Here is an 18,537-nt window from a genome sequence, read left to right on the forward strand (position 1 = left end):
CCCCGCTCGGCCATCAGCATCCGACTACGATTGGAGATCGTCTCCACTTTCACGATATGGAGACAGTTTCCGTTTGTCAAAGGAGGCCGCCGCATGACCACCGGCAAGCCGCTGCGCGCCGATGCCCGCCGCAATCGCGACACCCTGCTGGCCAAGGCCCGCGAACTGTTCGCCAGCGGCTGCTTCGACCTGCGCTTCGACGATTTCGCCCGTCTCGCCGGCGTTGGCACGGGCACGCTCTACCGGCATTTCCCCACCCGCGAAGCCCTGGCCGAGGCGGTCTACCGCGAAGAACTCACCGCGATGTGCTCCTGCGCCCGTGAGCTGCAGGAGTCGCTACCCGCGGCGGAAGCATTGGCGGCGTTCCTGCGCGAATTCGTCAGCCACCTGCACACCCACCAGGGTCTGGCTCGCACCCTCGCCACGCTGATGGCCACCCGCTCGGATGCTCTCGCCGACGGCGGCCGGGAACTGGGCCGAGCCGTCGCCGACCTGCTGGCCGCCGGCGTCGAGGACGGCACCCTGCGCGGCGACGTGGGCGCCGGCGCCGTGATGATGGTGCTGCACGGCATCTGCGCGGCCTATGACCAGCCGGGCGCCCGTGCCGAAGCGGACAGCGCGATCACCCTCATCGTCGACGGCCTGCGGTCTGTGCGGCCGCTCGGCGCTTCTCACGGCCAGGGCGGCGGCAGCGGGTCGGCGTCCGGCGTTGCGCCGTAGGGGGTATGGCCCGCCCGGAAGCGGCGCAAGGTGGTGACGACAGCCGAGAGCACGGCGTCGAACTGGGCTGGTTCCGCGGAAAGGGAACCCCGGTACCGATCGGGATCCAGCTCAACAGCAAGCTCGCGAATCGACCATTGCCCGGCTCGCTGTCGTTCTAGGACGGCCTGGTAGATCTGGTATCCCGTCCAGGACCGCCAGATCCGGAGCACGCCGGCGTCGTCGAGGTGGGCCAGCCACCGGATCTCCATGTCGTAGCGGCCCAGGCCGTCGCTGAGCAACAGCCGGGTGTCACTGTCCACTGTCAGGTGGAACGGCTGTGGAGCTGCAGTCAACTTGAGGGCCGGATGCGTTTCGGTGTCGTCGGTGAAGCGGGGTCGAAGGTCAGCCACGCCGACATTCCATCACCGCTGCCCTCTTCCTGCCGGTCACGACCAGCCAAAGAGCCGATCAGCGGGGTTGGCGGCCACCCTGAAGGGACAAAGCAGCGATCGCGGCCGCGCCGAAGGCGGCGAACAGCCGCTCGAACAGTCCGCTCAGGCCGGCCGGGGTAACCACTGCCCTGCCACGGAGCCGCGAGCCGCCAGCTCCCCACGAACAGCACCTGGGCGCCGAACCCCACCCACGCCCACCGGCGCACCCGATCGTCAATCACAATCTATTGCCGGAGGCCGCGTTCGGCTTGCTGCGCGGTTCGCCGGCGGACGATGAACGGCACGACACATACCCCGATGGACAATGCGATCAGTGCGGCGCCCCACCACGGCAGCGCAGGGATGAGCAGCAAGGCGAAGAAGAACAGCGGGATGAGAAGTAGGGAATCCAGCAGGACGTGATCGGCTGACCACCGCCGCAGGTCGGAGAAGGACAAGGCGCCGGCGACCCCGAGCGTGCCGTACAGCAGGAAGGCCAGCGCACCCAGCACCCACCCACGGCGATCGGCGACGGAATAACTGACCAGAGAGGCAAGCACGAGGGCGCCGGCGACCCGTGCGATCCTCCCCGGGAGGGTGGGCCGTGATGGTCGTCGTCCGGCGTTCGGCATGGATGAAGCATGCCGGAAAACGCGGTCTGCCGCATACCCGGCCCGCACCTCTCACCGGTGATCTCGTGCCGAGTCATTCGATGACGGCCGGCGAACTCGCCGGCATCCCGTCGGCCTCGGCTTTGACGGCCTTGAGTGCCAATACCGTGTGCTGGATGACAGCAGGCTCAGGAGGTTACGAATGGCGCCCTGGTAGCAGCCCTGCTATCGGCAACTACCAACCCCGGCAGCCGCAAGCTGGTCTCGCCGGACGAGGACGCTCGAATACTCTGCCAGGACACGGTGACCGAGCCCGTGATTGGTCGTTGAGAGCGGCGGTGGGCGAATCTCGTTGACCACCGGGCCATAGCGGCGCCACGTCAGGGCTGTTGAAGGCGGATCAGGCTGTGCCGCTTCGCCCAAGCGGTGATGGCCTTGGCGATACTTGCAGGTTGGTCCTCAGGCGCGTGGTGCCCGGCCGGGCCGCAATGCTCGGTCTCGAGCCCGGTGACATGGGCTTTGCACCACTCGGCCAGCTCCGAGCCGATCAGCAGAGTCGGTGAGGAGTCGAAGGTGAGCAGCAACTTCGGCACGCCATGGCTGTCGGCCAGCCACGTGTCGTACTGCTCGACTCGCTCGGTGACTTCAGATGGTTGCCCGTCCAGCGGGAGCGAGCGAGCCCATTCGAGGATGGGGCGGCGGCTGACCCGGGTGGGGTACGGGGCCAGGTAGGCCTGCAGGTCTTCCGCGTCGAGGGGGTGCAGTACGCCGCCGCTGAAGGCCGACTCCAAGAATGAGGTTCGGTCGAGCGCCAACTCTTCACCTTGTGATCCGCGCATGGCCATGGCTCGTGATCGGGGCCCGTCGCCGAGTTCGGCCCACGTCATAGGTCGCATGATGGTTTCGAAAAAGGCCACACCGCGGACACGGCCAGGGTGCCGAGCCGCCCAGTCGAAAGCCAGTGCTCCACCCCAGTCGTGGCCGACGAGCACCACCTCGCCAAGACGCATACGGTCGAACCATGCCTCCAGGTAGCGGGCATGATGAGCGAACCGGTAGTCCCCGTCAGGTTTTCCGGAACGACCCATGCCGATCAGGTCCGGCGCGAGAAGACGGGTGGACAGTTCAACAGCAGGCAGCACCTTGCGCCACAGATGAGATGAGGCCGGGTTGCCGTGCAGGAAGACAATGGGCGTGCCCTCGCCGGACACTTCCTCGTGGTACATGGTCGAGTCCAGCACGGGGATATGCGGCACGACGACTCCAATTCGTTCGTCTGACTAACGTTTGACGACCGTACATTATTAGGGCGACTAACGCAACGGGTATGATGGCAGGATGGTTGGCGGCACACCCCACGACGTTTCCGTGGCGACAGCACTGAGCGACAAGACGATGGGAGCCGGGCGGTTGCGCAGGCTCCCTACCCGCTTGCTGTCCCTGGCCGCGATAGATTCCGATCGCCGGGTCAACGAAAAGCTGGCGACCGTGGACGCTCGAAGGTGGCACTACGCCGTCCTCGCGACTCTGGAGGAGTTCGGCCCGCAAAGTCAGGCCGAACTGAGTTCGCGCACCGGTATCTACCGCAGCGACCTGGTCACGGTCATCAACGAACTGGTCGACCGCAGTCTGGTCGAGCGCGCACCGGACAGCACCGACCGGAGACGGAATCTGGTCACGCTAACCGCGCCCGGCCGCCGGCACCTCGTCAAGCTGGATGCCTTACTCGCCGAGGTGGAGAACGAGGTGCTGGCGCCGCTGAGCCCGGCGCAACGAGAACAACTAACTCGGCTGCTGACCGTTCTTGTGGACCACCACAGCCGACAGATGTGAACATCGACGCCGCGCCCTCGAACCCGCGCGTGGCACCGCCAGCAAACCAAGCTGCTCAGCCGGTAGCGTCCCGGCATACTGCGCTTGGACCGGTGGCAGAGCCGGGTTGTTGCAGCGCTCAGAGCCGGATGCCAGGCTGACCGGTCCGAAATCGGGGTCCGGCACCCTGAGGAGGTACGCACGCGCTGGTGGATCAGTGCTCGAACCGGCACGGCATCCCACCAGTCGTCTCACCTCCCCACCCGACCAGCAGCGGCACGCTCCGGATCCAGACATCGCATGCCTGCGTCCAACAGTGCTCGACTGCTGGCGGTGTGGACCCGATCCCTTCTGCCAGAACAGACCGGTTCGAGACCCGTTAGCGTTCGATGTGGCCGAAGAAGAGGCTGGCGGGGGGGTCGAGCTCGGGTGAGGTGAAGAAATCCCGGATGGCGCCGATGAACTCGCTGCGGCTGATCCGCCCGTCGTCGTCGGTATCCAGTTCCAGGAAGACGTTCAGCGCTTCGAGGTCCGACACGCCCCACGCCTGCAGGAACACCTTGTACTCCGGCTTGCTGATGGCGTCGTCCGCGTCGGTGTCCATCACGTCGAAGATCGCCTGCGGGACCACGTCGGCCATGGTGAACTGGCTCTTGTCGGCGCCCGCAGCCTGGTTCGCAGCCACGAACTGCTCTTTCGGCAGCCGATCGGCGCCGGTCACGTGCTGCAGCAGCTCCGACCAGTACCTCTGATAAGCGGCTCGCAGCGCATGCGCCCGGGGGTCCTCCGCCGCGATGCCGTATCCGTCCAGGTAGCGATCGATGAGGCGCTCATAGTCGCTCCAGTCGACGAATCCGTCGCGGTCGGTGTCGCTCGCCTCGAACAGATGTCCCAGCTTCACGGCAAGCGGATCATCAACGCCATCGGTCATGTGCCCAGGCCCTCCACATGCATGGTTTGGTAGCAATCTACCCCAGGATTGACGAGCGGAGCGTTCGCTTCGTAGCCGCCCGGGGAAAGCGCGAGGTGCCATAGCCAAGGGGTCAGTGGGTGGGACGGAGCAGTACTGCGTAAAGGTCGCCGGGGCCGGGCTCGTGAACATTGCCGTCGCCGTCGCGCCCGAGTGGGGCCGATTCCCCGGCCGCGGCGAAGTACCAGCCCTCCTCGACATCAGCCAACGGCGAACAACGATCTCCACCGGATCCATCCCTCGCGACGACCACCACGGCATCGTCGGGCAGATCGGCAAGGATGTCCCGCAAGCCCGCGACGGTGATCGTTCCGTAGGTCAGCATCGGGTCGACCCGGGCATTCTGATCCCGGACATAGGTGTTCTCATCAGGGCTCACAGCCGTCCTCCGTTGCTCGTGACCTCACCATGATGCGTCGGCAGTCAGGCCGGCTCCGGATGACGGCAACGACGGCTGAACGGAGCCGCGATGACCGCCGTCCGCTCGGCCGCTGCCGCCTTCGGTGGCGATCTCTGCCGGCGCTTGCTGGCCGACCTGCTGGAGGCCTTCCTGCGCTCCGCAGCTAAGCGGACGCGCGCCGAAACCGAACGGACCTGCGCCGGTGTTTGCTCACCGTCCCGTGGCGAGGTGGAAGATGCCGGCTTCGACCTGCGCCGGCGCGCGATCGACCTGCTGGCCCCAGTCCCGGAGAATTCCCAGGTACTGCTGATAGCCGGGCGTCTTGTTCACGTTCAGCGTCGCCACGCCGTTGGCACGGAGCCAGGTGGCGACCTGCGCGTCGAGGATCGGCGCGGCGTTCGGGTCGGCGATGCCCGCGATCGCTGTCGTGAAGTACAGCCATTTGGTGAAGAACGCTCCGCCCAGGTACGCGACCTTGCCGTCGTTGTTCATCCGCCGGAACCCTTCGACCGGGCCCTGCTGGCGGGCGACGGCCGCGCCGGTGGCCAGTTTCTCGCGGACCTCCGGCTCGATCGCTGCGCTCGCCGAGGCTTTGCCCCGTACCCCGGTCAGCACCCATCGCACCCGTTCGGGACCATAGCTGACCGTTCCATAGCCCCAGACCATCGCGGCGGCGAACGCAGGGACAACCCGCCCGCTCGACAGCTCTTCGAGAACAACGACCCGGGTGGATTCCCGGTCCATCTTGTCGCCGAGGCGGTGCAGCAAGTCGAGGCTCGGCTGGTCGTCGTGCAGCGCGGTCTCCCACGCTTTCCGGCGCCAGGAGAAACCCCGTTGCTGCACGTCGCTGGCGAGATGGGCGGACAGTTGCGGCGGCATGGTCGTAAGCACGAGGCCATCGTGCGGCACCGCCAGCCGTAACGCGACGCCGGTTCAGGTACTCATTGGTGCACCATTGCGGGTTCCCGGTGATCTAGAGGCCGGCAAGCTCGGCGTGCAGCGCGGTCGCCACCGAGCTGGCGTGCCCGGCGGCGCCGATGGCCAGCAGCGCGGGGAACGCGGTGGTGCCGGCCGCCCACACGCTGGGCACGCTGGTGCGGCCCACGTCGTCGGTGAGCACGGCGCCGGTGTCCGGGTCGAGCCGGCAGCCGAGGCGGGCGGCCAGGTCGCTCTGCTGGCGCTGGCGCACGACCGTGAACACCTTTCGCGGGTGCAGCGTCGTGCCGCCGGCCAGCCGGATGTCGACGCCCTCGCTCACCTGCTCCACAGCTTCGCAGCGGATCGTGACACCGGCGGCGTCCAAGCGCTTGCGGGCGGCGGTGCTCAGCTCGTCGCCGTCGGTGAGCAGGGTGACGTCGCTGGACCAGCCGCGCAGCAGCAGGGCCCGCTGCACGCCGTGGTCGGGGCGCCCGCGCCAGCCCAGCTGCACCAGGGGCTGGTCGCGGACCTCCCAGCCGTGGCAGTGCGGGCAGGCGACCACCCGGTCACCCCACAGTGCCGCGATTCCCGGTACGTCGGGCAGCTCGTCGATCAGGCCGGTGGCCAGCACGACCGCCCGCGCGCTGCCGTGCTCGCCGACGGTGAGGCTGCCGCCGGTGGTCTGGATGTCGGGCACGCGCCGGCGCACCACGGTGACGTCGTACTCGGCCAGCATCGCCCGGCCGGTGTCCAGCAACGCCGCCGGGCTCGTGTCCGGCTGGCCGAGGAAGTTGTGCAGGTGGCTGGCGGCGGCGTTGCGGGGGTTGCCGTCATCGGCCAGCAGCACCCGGCGCCGGGCCCGTCCCAACGTCAGCGCACTCTGCAAACCGGCAACACTGCCTCCGACAACCGCGACGTCATACATGCCGCCATCATGACCTCAGCTCCCACATTCCGGACGGTTTGTCTCAGTATATGAGAGCGACCTGTCGTGCAGGGTGGTGGAGGGGTTGCTGCCGAACCGGGCCCGGTACTGCGAGGCGAAGCGGCCCAGGTGCGCGAAGCCCCACCGGTGCGCCACCGCAGCGACGGTGGTGTACGCCGGGTCGGCCTGCCGCAGGGCTTCGTGGGCGCGGGTGAGCCGGACCTGTTTGAGGTAGGTCATCGGGGTCGGGCCGACGTACCGCTGGAAGCCTTCTTGCAGGGATCGCACGCTGATGCCGGCGATGCCCGCCAGATCGACCACGGTGAAAGGCCGTTCGGGTTCGGCGTTGATGGCGTCCATCGCGGTGCGGATGGCACGGGGAGCGGCTGCCGGTGCGGGCGCGGTGAGTTCCTCGGAGTAGCGGTGCGGCGCGCTGAGCAGCAGGCCGCCGAGCACGCTGTGCCGCAGATGATTGACGATGATCGGCTGGTGCAGCAGGGTGCTCGGCTGCATGATCTCCGAGCGCAACAGGCTCACCAGCCTGCTCCAGCTCAGCAGCGGGCCGGTGGTCAGGTCGAGCCTCGGGGGCAGAGCGATCGGGCCGGGGACCGGGCGCCCGAGCAGCCCGGCGAGCTCCGCCTCCAGTGCCGGGCGTTCGATCTTGACGGAGAGTTCGGTGGACAGCGGGTCGTGGCCCATGAACACCGGGCTGTGCGGGCCGAACACCACCGCGTCGCCGGGCTGGCCGACCACCCGGTGCCCGGCGTGCTGCGACCAGACCTTGCGGTAGGTGGGGATGACGACATGGTACGCGTCCAGGTCGTCGGCGGCCAGCGTGATGGTGGTGCCGAAGCCGAGGCGTCCCACGGTCAGCGGGCCGAGCTGGATGACGTCGAAGCGCAGGGAGAACCCGGTGAGGCCCTGCGGTGTCCCGACCGTGATCGGGTAGTAGAAGTCATTCAACAGCGATCGTGTCTGGTCGATGTCCTTGCTGTTGACCACGGCGCGTGGCAGCGGGATTCCCGGCGGGGTGGCGGTCGGCCGGGGAGGGTCAGCCATCGAGGCAGAAGCTTCTGTCCATGCAGGCAGTATTTGGCCCCCGCGGGCCGGCGTCAATTGGTAGGGACGAGCGGGGTATCGGCGCTGCGCAGATGAACTTCAGGTGAACTCGGTAACTGGCTGCGGTTTTGCGTCGAAGGGTCCGATGGCGGCTGGGGCGGCCGTCACCGCGCTATCGAGGAGCAAACCGGACGTGGGTGCAGGCCGCTGGATGCGTGACCGCCGGGTGTCGACCAAGATCCTCACGGTGGCCGGGGTCGCCGTCATCGGGACGCTGGTCACCGGGGTGTTGAGCCTGTCCGGGATCGGCGACCTGCAGGGTACGCGCTCCGCCGAGCTGCAGCGCGCCGTTCCGTACATCACCAAGCTGAACAGTGCGGCGCTGGCGGCCAAGGCTGCCGCCAACGACGAGCGCGGTTACCTGATCGCCGGGGACACCTCGTTCCGGGAGGAGTCGCTGGGCCGCAAGAAGACCGTCGACGAGAACCTGGCCGGGGCTCGCGCGCTGAGCAGCCCGGACAACCAAGCCGCCCTCGACAAGATCAAGGCCGCGACCGACGCCTGGTTCGCCGCGCTCAACGCCGAGTACACCACGTTCGGCACCGATCGGCAGGCGGCCGTCACGGCGGCCATGGGCCCCAACCGGGACCTGCGCAAAGCCTACGAGACCCTGCTGTCGGGCGAGATCACGCGAGCCGGTGACGCGTTGGTCGCGGGCAGGCAATTCGATGCAACGGTACGCACAACGCGTACCGTCGTGCTGGTTGCTCTGGTTGTCGCCGTTGTCCTGGCAGTTGCCCTGGCCCTGATCGTGGCCCGGATGATCCTCACCCCGCTGCACCGGGTGTCCGGCGTGCTCGACGCCGTGGCCGACGGTGACCTGTCGCGCGACGCCGAGGTGCGCCAGCGCGATGAGCTGGGCCGCATGGCCGACAGCCTGCGCCGGGCCACCGCCACCCTGCGCCAGACCGTCAGTGACCTCACCGATCATTCCGCCACGCTCGGTTCGGCCGCTGGCTCGCTGGAACAGACCAGCCAGGACAGTACGGCCGGAGCCGAAGCCGGCGCCCGGCAGGCCGCCACGGTGGCCGAGTCCGCGGCGACCATGTCCTCCACCATCCAGACCGTCGCGGCCGGCGCCGAGCAGATGGGCGCCTCGATCCGCGAGATCAGCGAGAGCGCCACCCAGGCCGCCGCGGTCGCCTCCCGGGCGGTCGAGGTCACCACGGTGACCACCGGCGTCATGGCCAAGCTGGGGGACTCCTCGGTGGAGATCGGCAACGTCATCAAGGTCATCACCGCGATCGCCGAGCAGACCAACCTGCTGGCGCTCAACGCCACCATCGAGGCGGCTCGCGCCGGGGAGATGGGCAAGGGCTTCGCCGTGGTCGCCGCGGAGGTCAAGGACCTCGCCCAGGAAACCGCCAAGGCCACCGAGGACATCGGGGCCCGGGTCGCGGCGATCCAGGCCGACACCGCCGGGGCGGTCACCGCGATGCAGGAGATCAGCGAGATCATCGCCCAGATCAGCGACTTCCAGACGACGATCGCCTCAGCGGTCGAGGAGCAGACCGTCACGACCAACGAGATGAGCCGCAACGTGGCCGAGGCCGCCACCTCCGGCGGGCAGGTCGCGGCCACCATCACCGACGTGGCCGCCTCGGTGCAGCTCACCACCGTCGGGGTGGGCGAGGCCAGCCGGGCGGCCGCCCAGCTCACCGAGATGTCGCAGGACCTGCGCCGCATCGTCGCCCGCTTCACCCTCTGACGCCCGCCCCGGGCTCAGCCGATCCTCCACCCGGCCGATCGGGTATGACATGGGCGTTCTCGCGCGGTGCTGGGGTCAGCCGGGACAGCGCGCCGTCACCGTGGTGGTCACCGCGGCCGGTTTCAGCCAGATCGTCGCGCTGACCGTCAGCCCGCTGCGGCTACCGATCATCTACGCCGCGCTGCTCGTGCTGGACAGCCTCGGCGCCTACTACTCCGTGCGCGTGGCCGCCGTCAGCGCGTACCGCTGGCCCTGGCGGCTGCTGGCCCTGGCCCGCGCCAGCGCGGTAGCCGCCTTCCTGAGCCTCGCGCTGTACCTGCTGACCGGCAGCTCACCGGCCTACTACACCGGTGTCGGGCTGCGCATGGCCATGTTCGTGCTGCTCGCGGCGGCCAGCATCGTCTCCCGGCTGCTGGTCATCGAGGGCCAGGCCCGGTGGGCGTTTCTCACCGAGGTCGTCATGGTCGTGTCCGCCGGCGCCATGCTGGCCTGGTACGTCGTGCTGAACCCGCTGCTCGAGGGCAACCCCGGCATCGGCGAGTTGCTGCGCATCCTCGGCTACACCGCCGGTGACCTGCTCGTGCTGGCGGCGGTGGCCGCGCTGCTGCTCGGCGGCGGCGTGCCCCGGCTGCGGCACCCGACCGCCCCGATGGCCGCCGGCCTGCTGCTGCTGTTGTGCTGCGACATCGCCCTCAACGCGGTCAACCTGCGCGGCGATCAGGCCGCGGTGCCGTACCTGACGCAGGGCATGGTCGGCGCCAGCCTGCTGATGACGCTGTCGCCGATGCTCATCCTGCGCCGGCGCCCGGTGCTCACCCGGGTCACCGACCGGCCCGCCTGGACCGACCGGCTGGTGCTGCTGTCGCTGCTCGCCGGAGCCGCCTTCTTGATCTTCGTGGCGATCCGCCAGCACGACCTGTTCCCTTGGGGCGGCCTGGTCGTCTGCCTGATGCTGATGGTCGGCGCCGTCATGGCGCGCCTGCAGCTGGCCCTGCGCTCCACCCGCGAGCTGGTCGTCGCCGACGCCCTGACCGGGCTGGCCAACCGCACCGGACTGGAGAACGCCATCGCCACCGGCCTGCGCCGCGGTGAGCGGATGTCGCTGCTGCTGATCGACCTCGACGATTTCAAGCTCATCAACGATGCGTACGGCCACGCCGCCGGCGACGCCGTGCTCACCGAGTTCGGGCGCCACCTGCGCGCGTCGGTGCGCTCCGGCGACACCTGCGCCCGCTTCGGCGGCGACGAGTTCGCCGTGCTGCTCATCGACTCCGAGCGCGCCGACCTGGTGGCCCAGCGCATCCTGGACGCCATCGAGGCCGCCCCGCTGCCGCTGGGCGAGGACCTGGTCACCATGCACGCCAGCATCGGGCTGGCCGAGCACCGCCCCGGTGGCACCGCCGGCGACCTGCTGCGCCGCGCCGACCTGGCCATGTACGTGGCCAAGGGCGCCGGCACCCACTCCTGGCGCCGGCACGACGACTCGATGATCGACCGCCGGGCCCAGGACGCGGCGCTGGCCAAGGAGCTCGCCGGCGCCGCCGGACGCGGCGAGCTGCTGCTCTACCTGCAGCCCATCGTCAACCTCGACACCGCCCAGCCGCTGGGCTACGAGGCCCTGCTGCGCTGGCAGCACCCCACCCGCGGGCTGGTCCCGCCGCTGGAGTTCATCCCCGCCGCCGAGCGCACCGGCCTGATCACCGATATCGGCCTGTTCGTGCTGGAACAAGCCTGCCGGCAGGCCACCGCGCTGCCCGGCCAGGCCTACGTGTCGGTGAACGTCTCCCCGCAGCAACTGCGCAACCCCGCCCTGGCCCACGACGTGCTCGGCGTGGTGCAGCGCAGCGGCATCGCCCCGCGGCGGCTGCTGCTGGAGATCACCGAGTCGGCGATCGTCAACGACCAGGCCAGCATCGCCGTGCTGCACGACCTGCGCTCGCACGGCATCCAGGTCGCCATCGACGACTTCGGCACCGGCTACTCCGCGCTGCACTACCTGACCCGCCTGCCGGTCGACATCCTCAAGATCGACCGGAGCTTCGTGGCCCAGCTCGACGGCACCCCGAGTGGCGCGGCCATCGCCGAGGCGGTGATCCGCCTCGCCCAGGTGCTGCGGCTGAGCACCATCGCCGAGGGCGTCGAGACCGCCGCGCAGGCCGACGAGCTGCGGCTGCTCGGCTGTCATGCCGGTCAAGGTTTCCGGTACGCCGCGCCGCGCCCGGCCCCCGAAGTGCTGGCCGCCGCGACCGGCGCCGGGTTGCCGTACCGCTGAAATCACCCCCGTATCGCTTGACACTTGATCACGTGAGGGACCTGCCGATAGGTCTGGCATGGGTCGAGAAGCGCGCTCGTGGGTCATTCCTGCACTGGTCGCCGCGGTGCTGGCCGGGCAGGGCATCGCCCTTCTCGAACCGGGGCAGCGCCCCAACATCATGGGCTTGACCATCCTGGTGCTCGACGTGATCGGCTTCGGCGCCGCACTGCGCGCGGCCCGGCGTGGCGACACCGCGCTCTGGCGGATGATCGCCATCGGCCGGCTGTGCTCGCTGCTGACCTCGCTGGTGCTGGCCGCAGCCGGGATCACCGGCAACGACGTGATGTGGTGGGTCGGACTGAGCCTGCGCCTGGTCAGCTTCGTGTTCGTGGCCGCCGCGGTGCTGTTCACCCCCGGACGCAGGCTGTCGGCCCGCGGGCGCCTGGCCTACCTCTCCGAGACAATCACCGTGGTGGCCGGCGGGTTCATGGTGGTCTGGTACTTCGCCATCGACCCGGTGATCCAGCAGAGTTCACCCGGGCTGGTGTGGATCCGCGAGGTCGGCTATCCGCTGGGCGACCTGCTGATGCTGCTGGCCGTCGCGGTGAGCCTGCTGCGCGGCGCCGCCAGCCGCGCCGCCGGCCCGATGGCGCTGCTGATCGCCGGCATGGGCATCTACCTGGCCGGGGACGTGTTCTGGTCCGGCGTGCAGATGCGCGAGCAGCAGATGCTGGTGACCTCGCCGGTGGCCGGCGCGCTGCTCGCCGTGGGTTCGCTGCTCATGACGCTGGCACCGATGCGGGTGCGCGGCCCCGAACCGCGCCCGGGCCGCGACGCCCGCTCCGAGCTGCGCTGGTCGACCCACCTGCCGGTGACCGCGATGGTGATCAGCGGAACCCTCATCGCGGCGGTCACCGTCGCCGAGCACGACCTGCTGCCCTGGGGCGGGCTGGTCCTCGGCCTGATCACCATGAACGCGGCCATCACCACCCGCCAGGTCATCTCGCTGCGCGAGAGCCGCGACCAGATTGTCACCGACCCGCTGACCGCGCTGGCCAACCGCACCGGGCTGTTCGAGGCCATCACCCGCGAGTCCCGGCAGAGCGCCGGGCTGCTGCTGATCGACCTGGACGGCTTCAAACCCATCAACGACGCGTACGGCCACGCCGCCGGGGACACCGTGCTCGTCGAGTTCGCCCACCTGCTGCGCAGCTCGGTGCGCACCGAGGACGTCGTGGCCCGCCTCGGCGGCGACGAGTTCGTGGCCCTGCTGCCCGGCGTGGACGACGCCGAGCGGGCCGGCGGGGTGGCCCAGCGCATCCTCACCACCCTGCTGGCCCGCCCGGTGCAGCTCGGCGACGACACCGTGCCCATCCGCGCCAGCATCGGGCTGACCATCAGCACGCCCGGCGAAACGGCCAAGGACCTGCTGCGCCGCGCCGACCTCGCCATGTACCAGATCAAACGGGCCGGCACGCACGGCTGGATCGCCTACGACCCGTCGATGGCCGACCGCCGCGCCGAGGACGCCGCGCTCAGCGACGACCTGAGCAAGGCCCTGGCCCGCAACGAACTGCAGGTGCTCTTCCAGCCCATCGTCGAGCTGCCCGAGGGACTCCCCAAAGCGACGGAGGCACTGGTCCGCTGGAACCACCCGGTGCACGGCACGGTGTCGCCGGTGCGCTTCATCCCACTGGCCGAGCGCAGCGGCGCCATCCACGACATCGGCCTGTTCGTGCTGGAACGCGCCTGCGAGCAGCTACGCGAATGGCCCTCGCTGTACATGAGCGTCAACCTCTCGCCCCGCCAGCTGCAGCGGCCCACCCTGGTGCTCGACGTGCTGGCCGTGCTGCAGCGCACCGGCATCGAGGCGACCCGGCTGGTGCTCGAGGTCACCGAGTCGGCGATCGTCGACCAGTCCGCCATCGACGTGCTCACCGCGTTGCGCAGCCACGGCATCCGGATCGCGGTCGACGACTTCGGCACCGGCTACTCCTCGCTGCAATATCTGACCCGGTTGCCGGTCGACGTCCTCAAGATCGACCGAAGCTTCGTGGCCCGGCTGGACGGCACCCCGGAGGGCTCGGCCATCGTCGAGGCAGTGCTGCGCCTCAGCGAGGTCCTGCACCTGGCCACGGTGGCCGAGGGCATCGAAACCGCCGAGCAGGCAGCCGAGTTGTACCAACTCGGCTGCACCTCCGGGCAGGGCTATCTCTACTCCCGGCCCCGCACCGCGCAGGAGCTGAATGTCAACATGCCGGCACTGAATGTCATGCCGGATCGCTGATCCCGCGTTACGGTGGCATCAGCAGATCGGAGATTGTTGATGTCCGTAGCTCGTCGTTTCGCCCGGATCTCCTCCGCCGCCCGACCCGCCGGAAGGCGCCTCCTTTTCCGGCGAGCCGTCGTGCTCGGCGGCAGCGTCGCCGGTCTGATGGCCGCGCGCGTCCTCAGCGACCACGCCGACGAAGTCGTCATCATCGAACGCGATGACCTGGAAACCCTGACCGTGACCGACGAGCAGATCGCGGCCGACCCCCTGCACGCGGTCCCGCCCCGCCCCGGCGTACCGCAGGGCGCGCAGGTGCACGCGTTGCTGCCGGCCGGGCAGATGCAGCTGGAGCGCTGGTTCCCCGGGTTCGTCGACGCGGCCCTGGAAACCGGGGCGATCAACCCGCCGCCGGGCAGCGGACGCTTCTACCTCGACGGCCAGCTACGCGCCGACCCGCCCACCGGACCGGCCATGCAGGGCCTGATCTCCAGCCGTCCGTTCCTGGAGGCGTTGATCCGCAACCGCGTGCTCGCCCTGCCCGGCGTGCGCGTCGAACGCGGCCGGGCACAGGGACTCACCATCGCCGGCGACGCGGTCACCGGAGTGCGCTGGATACCTGAGGGCAGCGAGCAAGCCGTCGAGCAAGATGCGGACTTCGTGGTCGACGCCACCGGCCGCTCCACCCGGCTCGGCGACTGGATCGGCGAGTACGGCTTCACCGCGCCGCCGCTGCAGCGCATGGGCATCAAACTCAACTACGCCACCGCCATCTACCGGCGCCCGCCCGACCCGCAGGTCTGGACTGCCATCTCGGTGGTCACCGCCGCCCCCGGGCGCACCGCGCGCATCGGCGGCTTCACCCCGATCGAAGGCGACCGGTGGACGATGCTGGTCTCCGGCTACGCCGACGATCGGCCCAGCCGCGACCCCGAGGACTACCAGCGGCGCTGCGAACAGGACTTCCCGGCCGAGTTCGGCGACGTGGCCCGTACCGCCGAACGCGCCAGCGAGATCGCCACCTACCACCAGGTCGACAGCCGGCGGCGCAACTTCGACGAGCTCGACCGCTTCCCGGCCCGACTGGTCGCCGCCGGTGACGCCGTGGCCTCGTTCAACCCGGTTTACGGCCAGGGCATGACCTCGGCGATGCTGCACGCCTCGTGCCTGTCGGACTATCTGCGTGGCGACCCGGACCTGCAGCGCCCCGCCACCGGCTACTTCGCCGACGTACGGGTGGTGGTCGACGCCGCCTGGCAGATCTCCACCATGCCCGACCTGGCGCTGCCGCACGTCGACGGGCCCTACCCGCCCGGCTACCCGGTCCTGCAGTGGTTCGGCCGGCTGATGGCGCAGGCCGCGGCCAAGGACCGCACGGTCAACCGCGAACTCGGCCTGGTCACCTCCATGCTGGCCCACCCCAGCTCGCTGGCCCGCCCCGGCCTGCTCCTGCGAGCCCTCACCGCCACCATCCGCTAGGGAGATCCATGGCCACCATCACCGAGGGCGACGCCGAGGTCAACGGCATCCGCCTGCACTACACCCAGGCCGGTACGGGCCCGCTCGTGCTGCTGCTGCACGGCTTCCCCGAGACTTCGTACTCCTGGCGGCACCAGCTGAGCGCCCTGGCCGACGCCGGCTACCGCGCCGTTGCCCCCGACCAGCGCGGCTACCCCGGCTCCGAGCATCCGGCCGCGCCCGACGACTACACGATCCACCACCTGGTCGGCGACGTCGTCGCGCTCATCGACGTCTTCGAGGCCGGTGACGCCATGGTGGTCGGGCACGACTGGGGTTCACCGGTGGCTTGGGGTACCGCGCAGTCACGGCCCGACCTGGTGCGCGGGGTGGCCTCGCTGAGCGTGCCGTTCCAGCTTCGCAGCCCGGTGCGGCCCCTGGACGGGGTGCGGCACGCCTTCGGCGACAACTTCTACCAGTTGTACTTCCAGGAACCCGGCGTCGCCGAGCGTGAGTTCGAAGGCGACACGGCCGACATGTTCCGCCGGATGTTCTACTGGTACTCCGGCGACGCCCCCGAGGTGCAGAACCTGATCTGCGACGAGAACGGCATGACCGGCTCGCTGGCCCTGCCGCAGAAGCTGCCCGGCTGGCTCAGCGAGGACGACATCGCCGCGTACACCACCGCCTTCTCCGCCCAGGGCTTCACCGGCGCCCTGAACTGGTACCGCAACATCGACCGCAACTGGGAACTGACCACCCCCTGGGCCGGCGCCCGCATCGAGCGCCCGGCGATGTTCCTCGGCGGCGACCGCGACCCGGTGGTCAACTGGTTCGACCCGGGCAAGCTGCGCGAGCTGATGGCCCCCGCGGTGCCCCACCTGACCTCGTTCGACCTGATCGAGGGGGCCGGGCACTGGATCCAGCAGGAACGACCGGAGGCCACCAACCGCGCCCTGATCGCCTTCGCCGACTCGCTGCGCTGAACGGGCCGGTCAGCCGGCGGCGGGTGCAGCAGCCCGGCGGCCGTGGCGTCCTGCGCGGTCGCCGCCAGCGACTGCAGGAACACCCCGCCGAGGCGCAGGCTCAGTCCCCGCAGAAACGGGGGAGGTGGTGGGCGAGCTGGGCACGCCAGGACGGCCAGTCGTGCGGCACGTCCGGGCCCCACATGTCCAGCTCGTGCGCGATGCCCTTACCGGCTAGCAGGGCGGCCATCCGCGGGGTGGAACTCAGTGCGCCGGTGGTGTCCTCCCACTGGCCCTGCCCGCAGACCAGCAGGACCGACAGCCGCGAGCGCAGCCACGCCAGGTGATCACCCTGCAGGTTGGCCACATAGGTGACCGGGCTGTTGTAGTAGACCGCGTCGCCGTGCTCACCCCACGCGTTCCAGGTGCCGGGGTCATAGTTGCCGGAGAAGCACAGCGCCAGCGGGAACAGGTCGGCGCGCCGGAACGCGAAGTTCAGGGCGTGGAAGGCGCCGAGCGAGCAACCGGCCGTCACGATGTCGACGTTGTCGCCGGTATCCGCGCGGATGTGCGGCACCACGGCGTCGAGGATCCAGTGCTCGTAGGCGCCGTGCTGGCGGGCGCGTTCCTCCAGCGGCAGGTGGTGCGCCGACCAGGTGCCGGCGTCGAAGGAGTCGACGCAGTACAGCTTGACCCGGCCGGCGTCGATCAGCGGTTGCGCCGCGGCGATCATGCCGTTGTCCGGCCACTCCCAGGCGTTGCCCTTCTCGGTGGGAAAGACCAGCACCGGCCGGCCCCAGTGCCCATAGACGGCGACCGTTCCAGTGGCACCATTCGGCGCGTGCAGGGGTACGGAATAGTGGCGCATCACCGACCAGTCTGCCTCACCCGGCTCTCCCTCATCGGCGCTGCCTTGCCCGGCGCTTCTCCACCCGGTGCTTCTTCATCCGGCGCGGGGCGCGGCGCGGGCGACGCGGAAGCCCACGTCATCGATCTGCAAGGTGGGGTGGCTGCGCCGGCGCACCGAGGCCCGGCAGCTCCAGTGCTCGTCGAACCAGCCGCCGCCGCGCAGGACCCGGTAGGTGCCGTAGACCGCCGGATCGTAGAAATCCCAGCACCATTCCCACACGTTGCCCAGCGTGTCGTAGAGGCCCCAGGCGTTGGGATCCTTGCCGGCGACCGGATGCGGCTGCTCACCGGAGTTGTCGCGATACCAGGCGATCGCCTCGAGCGGGCCGTAGCGCGGGCCGTCGGTGCCGGCACGGCAGGCGTATTCCCATTCCGCCTCGGTGGGCAGCCGGTAGCCGTCGGCGTCGCGGTCCCATTCGGCGGTCTCCGCGGCGGCGTCGAGACGGTAGGCCGGGCTCAGCTGCTCCAGCCGCGACAGGGCATTGCAGAATTCCGCGGCCTGCCACCACGAGAGGTTGCTCGCGGGCAAAGCCTCTTCGTCCGGTACGGGTGGTGGCCCGCCGGTCACCGCCTTGTACTCCTTTCGGGTGACAGTGGTGGTCCCCAGCATGAATGAACCGACGTTTACCGACCAGCTCGCCTGGGTGCGACGGTCAGTCAGGGTCACGTCACCGGTGGTGACTAAGGTCATATCGAGGGTCATGATCGTCTTCTTTGTCATCATCGTCATCGCCGTGAACTAATGATCATCATCTGACATTTGTGCAGCTCAATAGTAATGGGCGTGACAACGGCGGGGCCGCCGTTGTCGATCAAGGGTGGCAGAACGACTGCCGTCGAATTCGGTCAGGCCCGGGGATGCCTTGACGCCTCCGCTCGCACCGATGCATGCTGTCGAAGCCGGTCGGGCGTCGCTGATCCCTGGCGCGTTCCGGCAATGGTGCGGAGAATGGCCTTGGGAGGGGGACCCATGACCGATGGTTGTGCACGTTATCGATCATGCTTGCGAATCCGGCGCGTTGTGACGTCGCTGTGACCCGTTGTTTCAACCCAAGCAGGATCCTTTTCGAACGGAAACGACAGAAC

At 69.4% G+C, this 18,537-nt stretch carries 17 protein-coding genes; 7 read left to right on the plus strand and 10 right to left on the minus strand.

The genetic code is table 11. The features are described from left to right. Positions 1 to 93: 93 nt before the first annotated feature. Positions 94 to 720 carry a TetR/AcrR family transcriptional regulator gene (locus TFC3_RS11700; protein WP_067499121.1) on the plus strand — a complete coding sequence of 209 codons (627 nt, stop codon included), beginning with the start codon at positions 94 to 96 and terminating at the stop codon, positions 718 to 720. On the opposite strand, the gene TFC3_RS11705 is transcribed toward TFC3_RS11700, so the two are convergent. From TFC3_RS11705 to TFC3_RS11715, 3 genes are all read right to left on the minus strand, one after another. Next, positions 672 to 1,112, minus strand: a complete 441-nt coding sequence (locus tag TFC3_RS11705; RefSeq protein WP_067499123.1) for a hypothetical protein — start codon at positions 1,110 to 1,112, stop codon at positions 672 to 674. The genes TFC3_RS11700 and TFC3_RS11705 overlap by 49 nt on opposite strands. A 266-nt stretch (positions 1,113 to 1,378) precedes the next feature. Next, positions 1,379 to 1,765 carry a hypothetical protein gene (locus TFC3_RS11710; RefSeq protein WP_153040198.1) on the minus strand — a complete coding sequence of 129 codons (387 nt, stop codon included), beginning with the start codon at positions 1,763 to 1,765 and terminating at the stop codon, positions 1,379 to 1,381. Positions 1,766 to 2,124: 359 nt separating this feature from the next. Further along, entirely contained in the window at positions 2,125 to 3,000 is an 876-nt protein-coding gene (locus TFC3_RS11715) for a haloalkane dehalogenase (protein WP_082771988.1), read from the minus strand. An 82-nt stretch (positions 3,001 to 3,082) separates the two neighbouring features. On the opposite strand from TFC3_RS11715, the gene TFC3_RS11720 reads away from it, so the two are divergent. After that, positions 3,083 to 3,577: a MarR family winged helix-turn-helix transcriptional regulator gene (locus tag TFC3_RS11720; protein WP_236718081.1), complete on the plus strand. Its 495-nt coding sequence runs from the start codon at positions 3,083 to 3,085 to the stop codon at positions 3,575 to 3,577. Between the two features lie 358 nt (positions 3,578 to 3,935). On the opposite strand, the gene TFC3_RS37935 is transcribed toward TFC3_RS11720, so the two are convergent. The 5 genes from TFC3_RS37935 to TFC3_RS11745 form a co-directional block, all read right to left on the minus strand. After that, positions 3,936 to 4,487, minus strand: coding sequence for an EF-hand domain-containing protein (locus TFC3_RS37935; protein WP_067499126.1), 552 nt, complete (start codon positions 4,485 to 4,487; stop codon positions 3,936 to 3,938). Positions 4,488 to 4,599: 112 nt separating this feature from the next. Beyond that, a complete protein-coding gene (locus TFC3_RS37940) occupies positions 4,600 to 4,905 on the minus strand; it encodes a hypothetical protein (RefSeq protein ID WP_067499128.1) in 306 nt (101 codons plus the stop codon). A gap of 231 nt (positions 4,906 to 5,136) precedes the next feature. Then, positions 5,137 to 5,817 carry a hypothetical protein gene (locus TFC3_RS11735; protein ID WP_153040199.1) on the minus strand — a complete coding sequence of 227 codons (681 nt, stop codon included), beginning with the start codon at positions 5,815 to 5,817 and terminating at the stop codon, positions 5,137 to 5,139. A gap of 82 nt (positions 5,818 to 5,899) precedes the next feature. Continuing rightward, positions 5,900 to 6,769, minus strand: a complete 870-nt coding sequence (locus TFC3_RS11740) for an NAD(P)/FAD-dependent oxidoreductase (protein ID WP_067499132.1) — start codon at positions 6,767 to 6,769, stop codon at positions 5,900 to 5,902. A gap of 15 nt (positions 6,770 to 6,784) precedes the next feature. Further along, positions 6,785 to 7,828: an AraC family transcriptional regulator gene (locus TFC3_RS11745; RefSeq protein ID WP_067499134.1), complete on the minus strand. Its 1,044-nt coding sequence runs from the start codon at positions 7,826 to 7,828 to the stop codon at positions 6,785 to 6,787. 193 nt (positions 7,829 to 8,021) lie between these two features. Between TFC3_RS11745 and TFC3_RS11750 the strand changes: the two genes are divergently transcribed. Genes TFC3_RS11750 through TFC3_RS11770 form a run of 5 tightly spaced genes read left to right on the plus strand, consistent with a single transcriptional unit; the run spans position 8,022 to position 16,563 of the window. Beyond that, complete coding sequence (locus TFC3_RS11750) at positions 8,022 to 9,596, plus strand: methyl-accepting chemotaxis protein (protein ID WP_161952581.1); 1,575 nt, start codon at positions 8,022 to 8,024, stop codon at positions 9,594 to 9,596. Between the two features lie 49 nt (positions 9,597 to 9,645). Then, a complete protein-coding gene (locus tag TFC3_RS11755) occupies positions 9,646 to 11,868 on the plus strand; it encodes a bifunctional diguanylate cyclase/phosphodiesterase (protein ID WP_067499138.1) in 2,223 nt (740 codons plus the stop codon). 58 nt (positions 11,869 to 11,926) lie between these two features. Continuing rightward, positions 11,927 to 14,137 (plus strand): bifunctional diguanylate cyclase/phosphodiesterase, encoded by a 2,211-nt coding sequence (locus TFC3_RS11760; protein ID WP_067499139.1) that lies wholly within the window; start codon positions 11,927 to 11,929, stop codon positions 14,135 to 14,137. A gap of 39 nt (positions 14,138 to 14,176) precedes the next feature. Then, a complete protein-coding gene (locus TFC3_RS11765; protein WP_236718082.1) occupies positions 14,177 to 15,598 on the plus strand; it encodes an NAD(P)/FAD-dependent oxidoreductase in 1,422 nt (473 codons plus the stop codon). 8 nt (positions 15,599 to 15,606) lie between these two features. Next, positions 15,607 to 16,563 (plus strand): alpha/beta fold hydrolase, encoded by a 957-nt coding sequence (locus TFC3_RS11770; protein ID WP_067499141.1) that lies wholly within the window; start codon positions 15,607 to 15,609, stop codon positions 16,561 to 16,563. A gap of 100 nt (positions 16,564 to 16,663) precedes the next feature. On the opposite strand, the gene TFC3_RS11775 is transcribed toward TFC3_RS11770, so the two are convergent. Beyond that, positions 16,664 to 17,410, minus strand: coding sequence for an esterase family protein (locus tag TFC3_RS11775; protein WP_067499143.1), 747 nt, complete (start codon positions 17,408 to 17,410; stop codon positions 16,664 to 16,666). 75 nt (positions 17,411 to 17,485) lie between these two features. Continuing rightward, positions 17,486 to 18,154, minus strand: a complete 669-nt coding sequence (locus TFC3_RS11780) for a formylglycine-generating enzyme family protein (RefSeq protein WP_201787144.1) — start codon at positions 18,152 to 18,154, stop codon at positions 17,486 to 17,488. Between the last annotated feature and the right edge of the window lie 383 nt (positions 18,155 to 18,537).

This window comes from Actinoplanes sp. TFC3, from assembly GCF_001553785.1.
GTDB lineage: Bacteria > Actinomycetota > Actinomycetes > Mycobacteriales > Micromonosporaceae > Actinoplanes.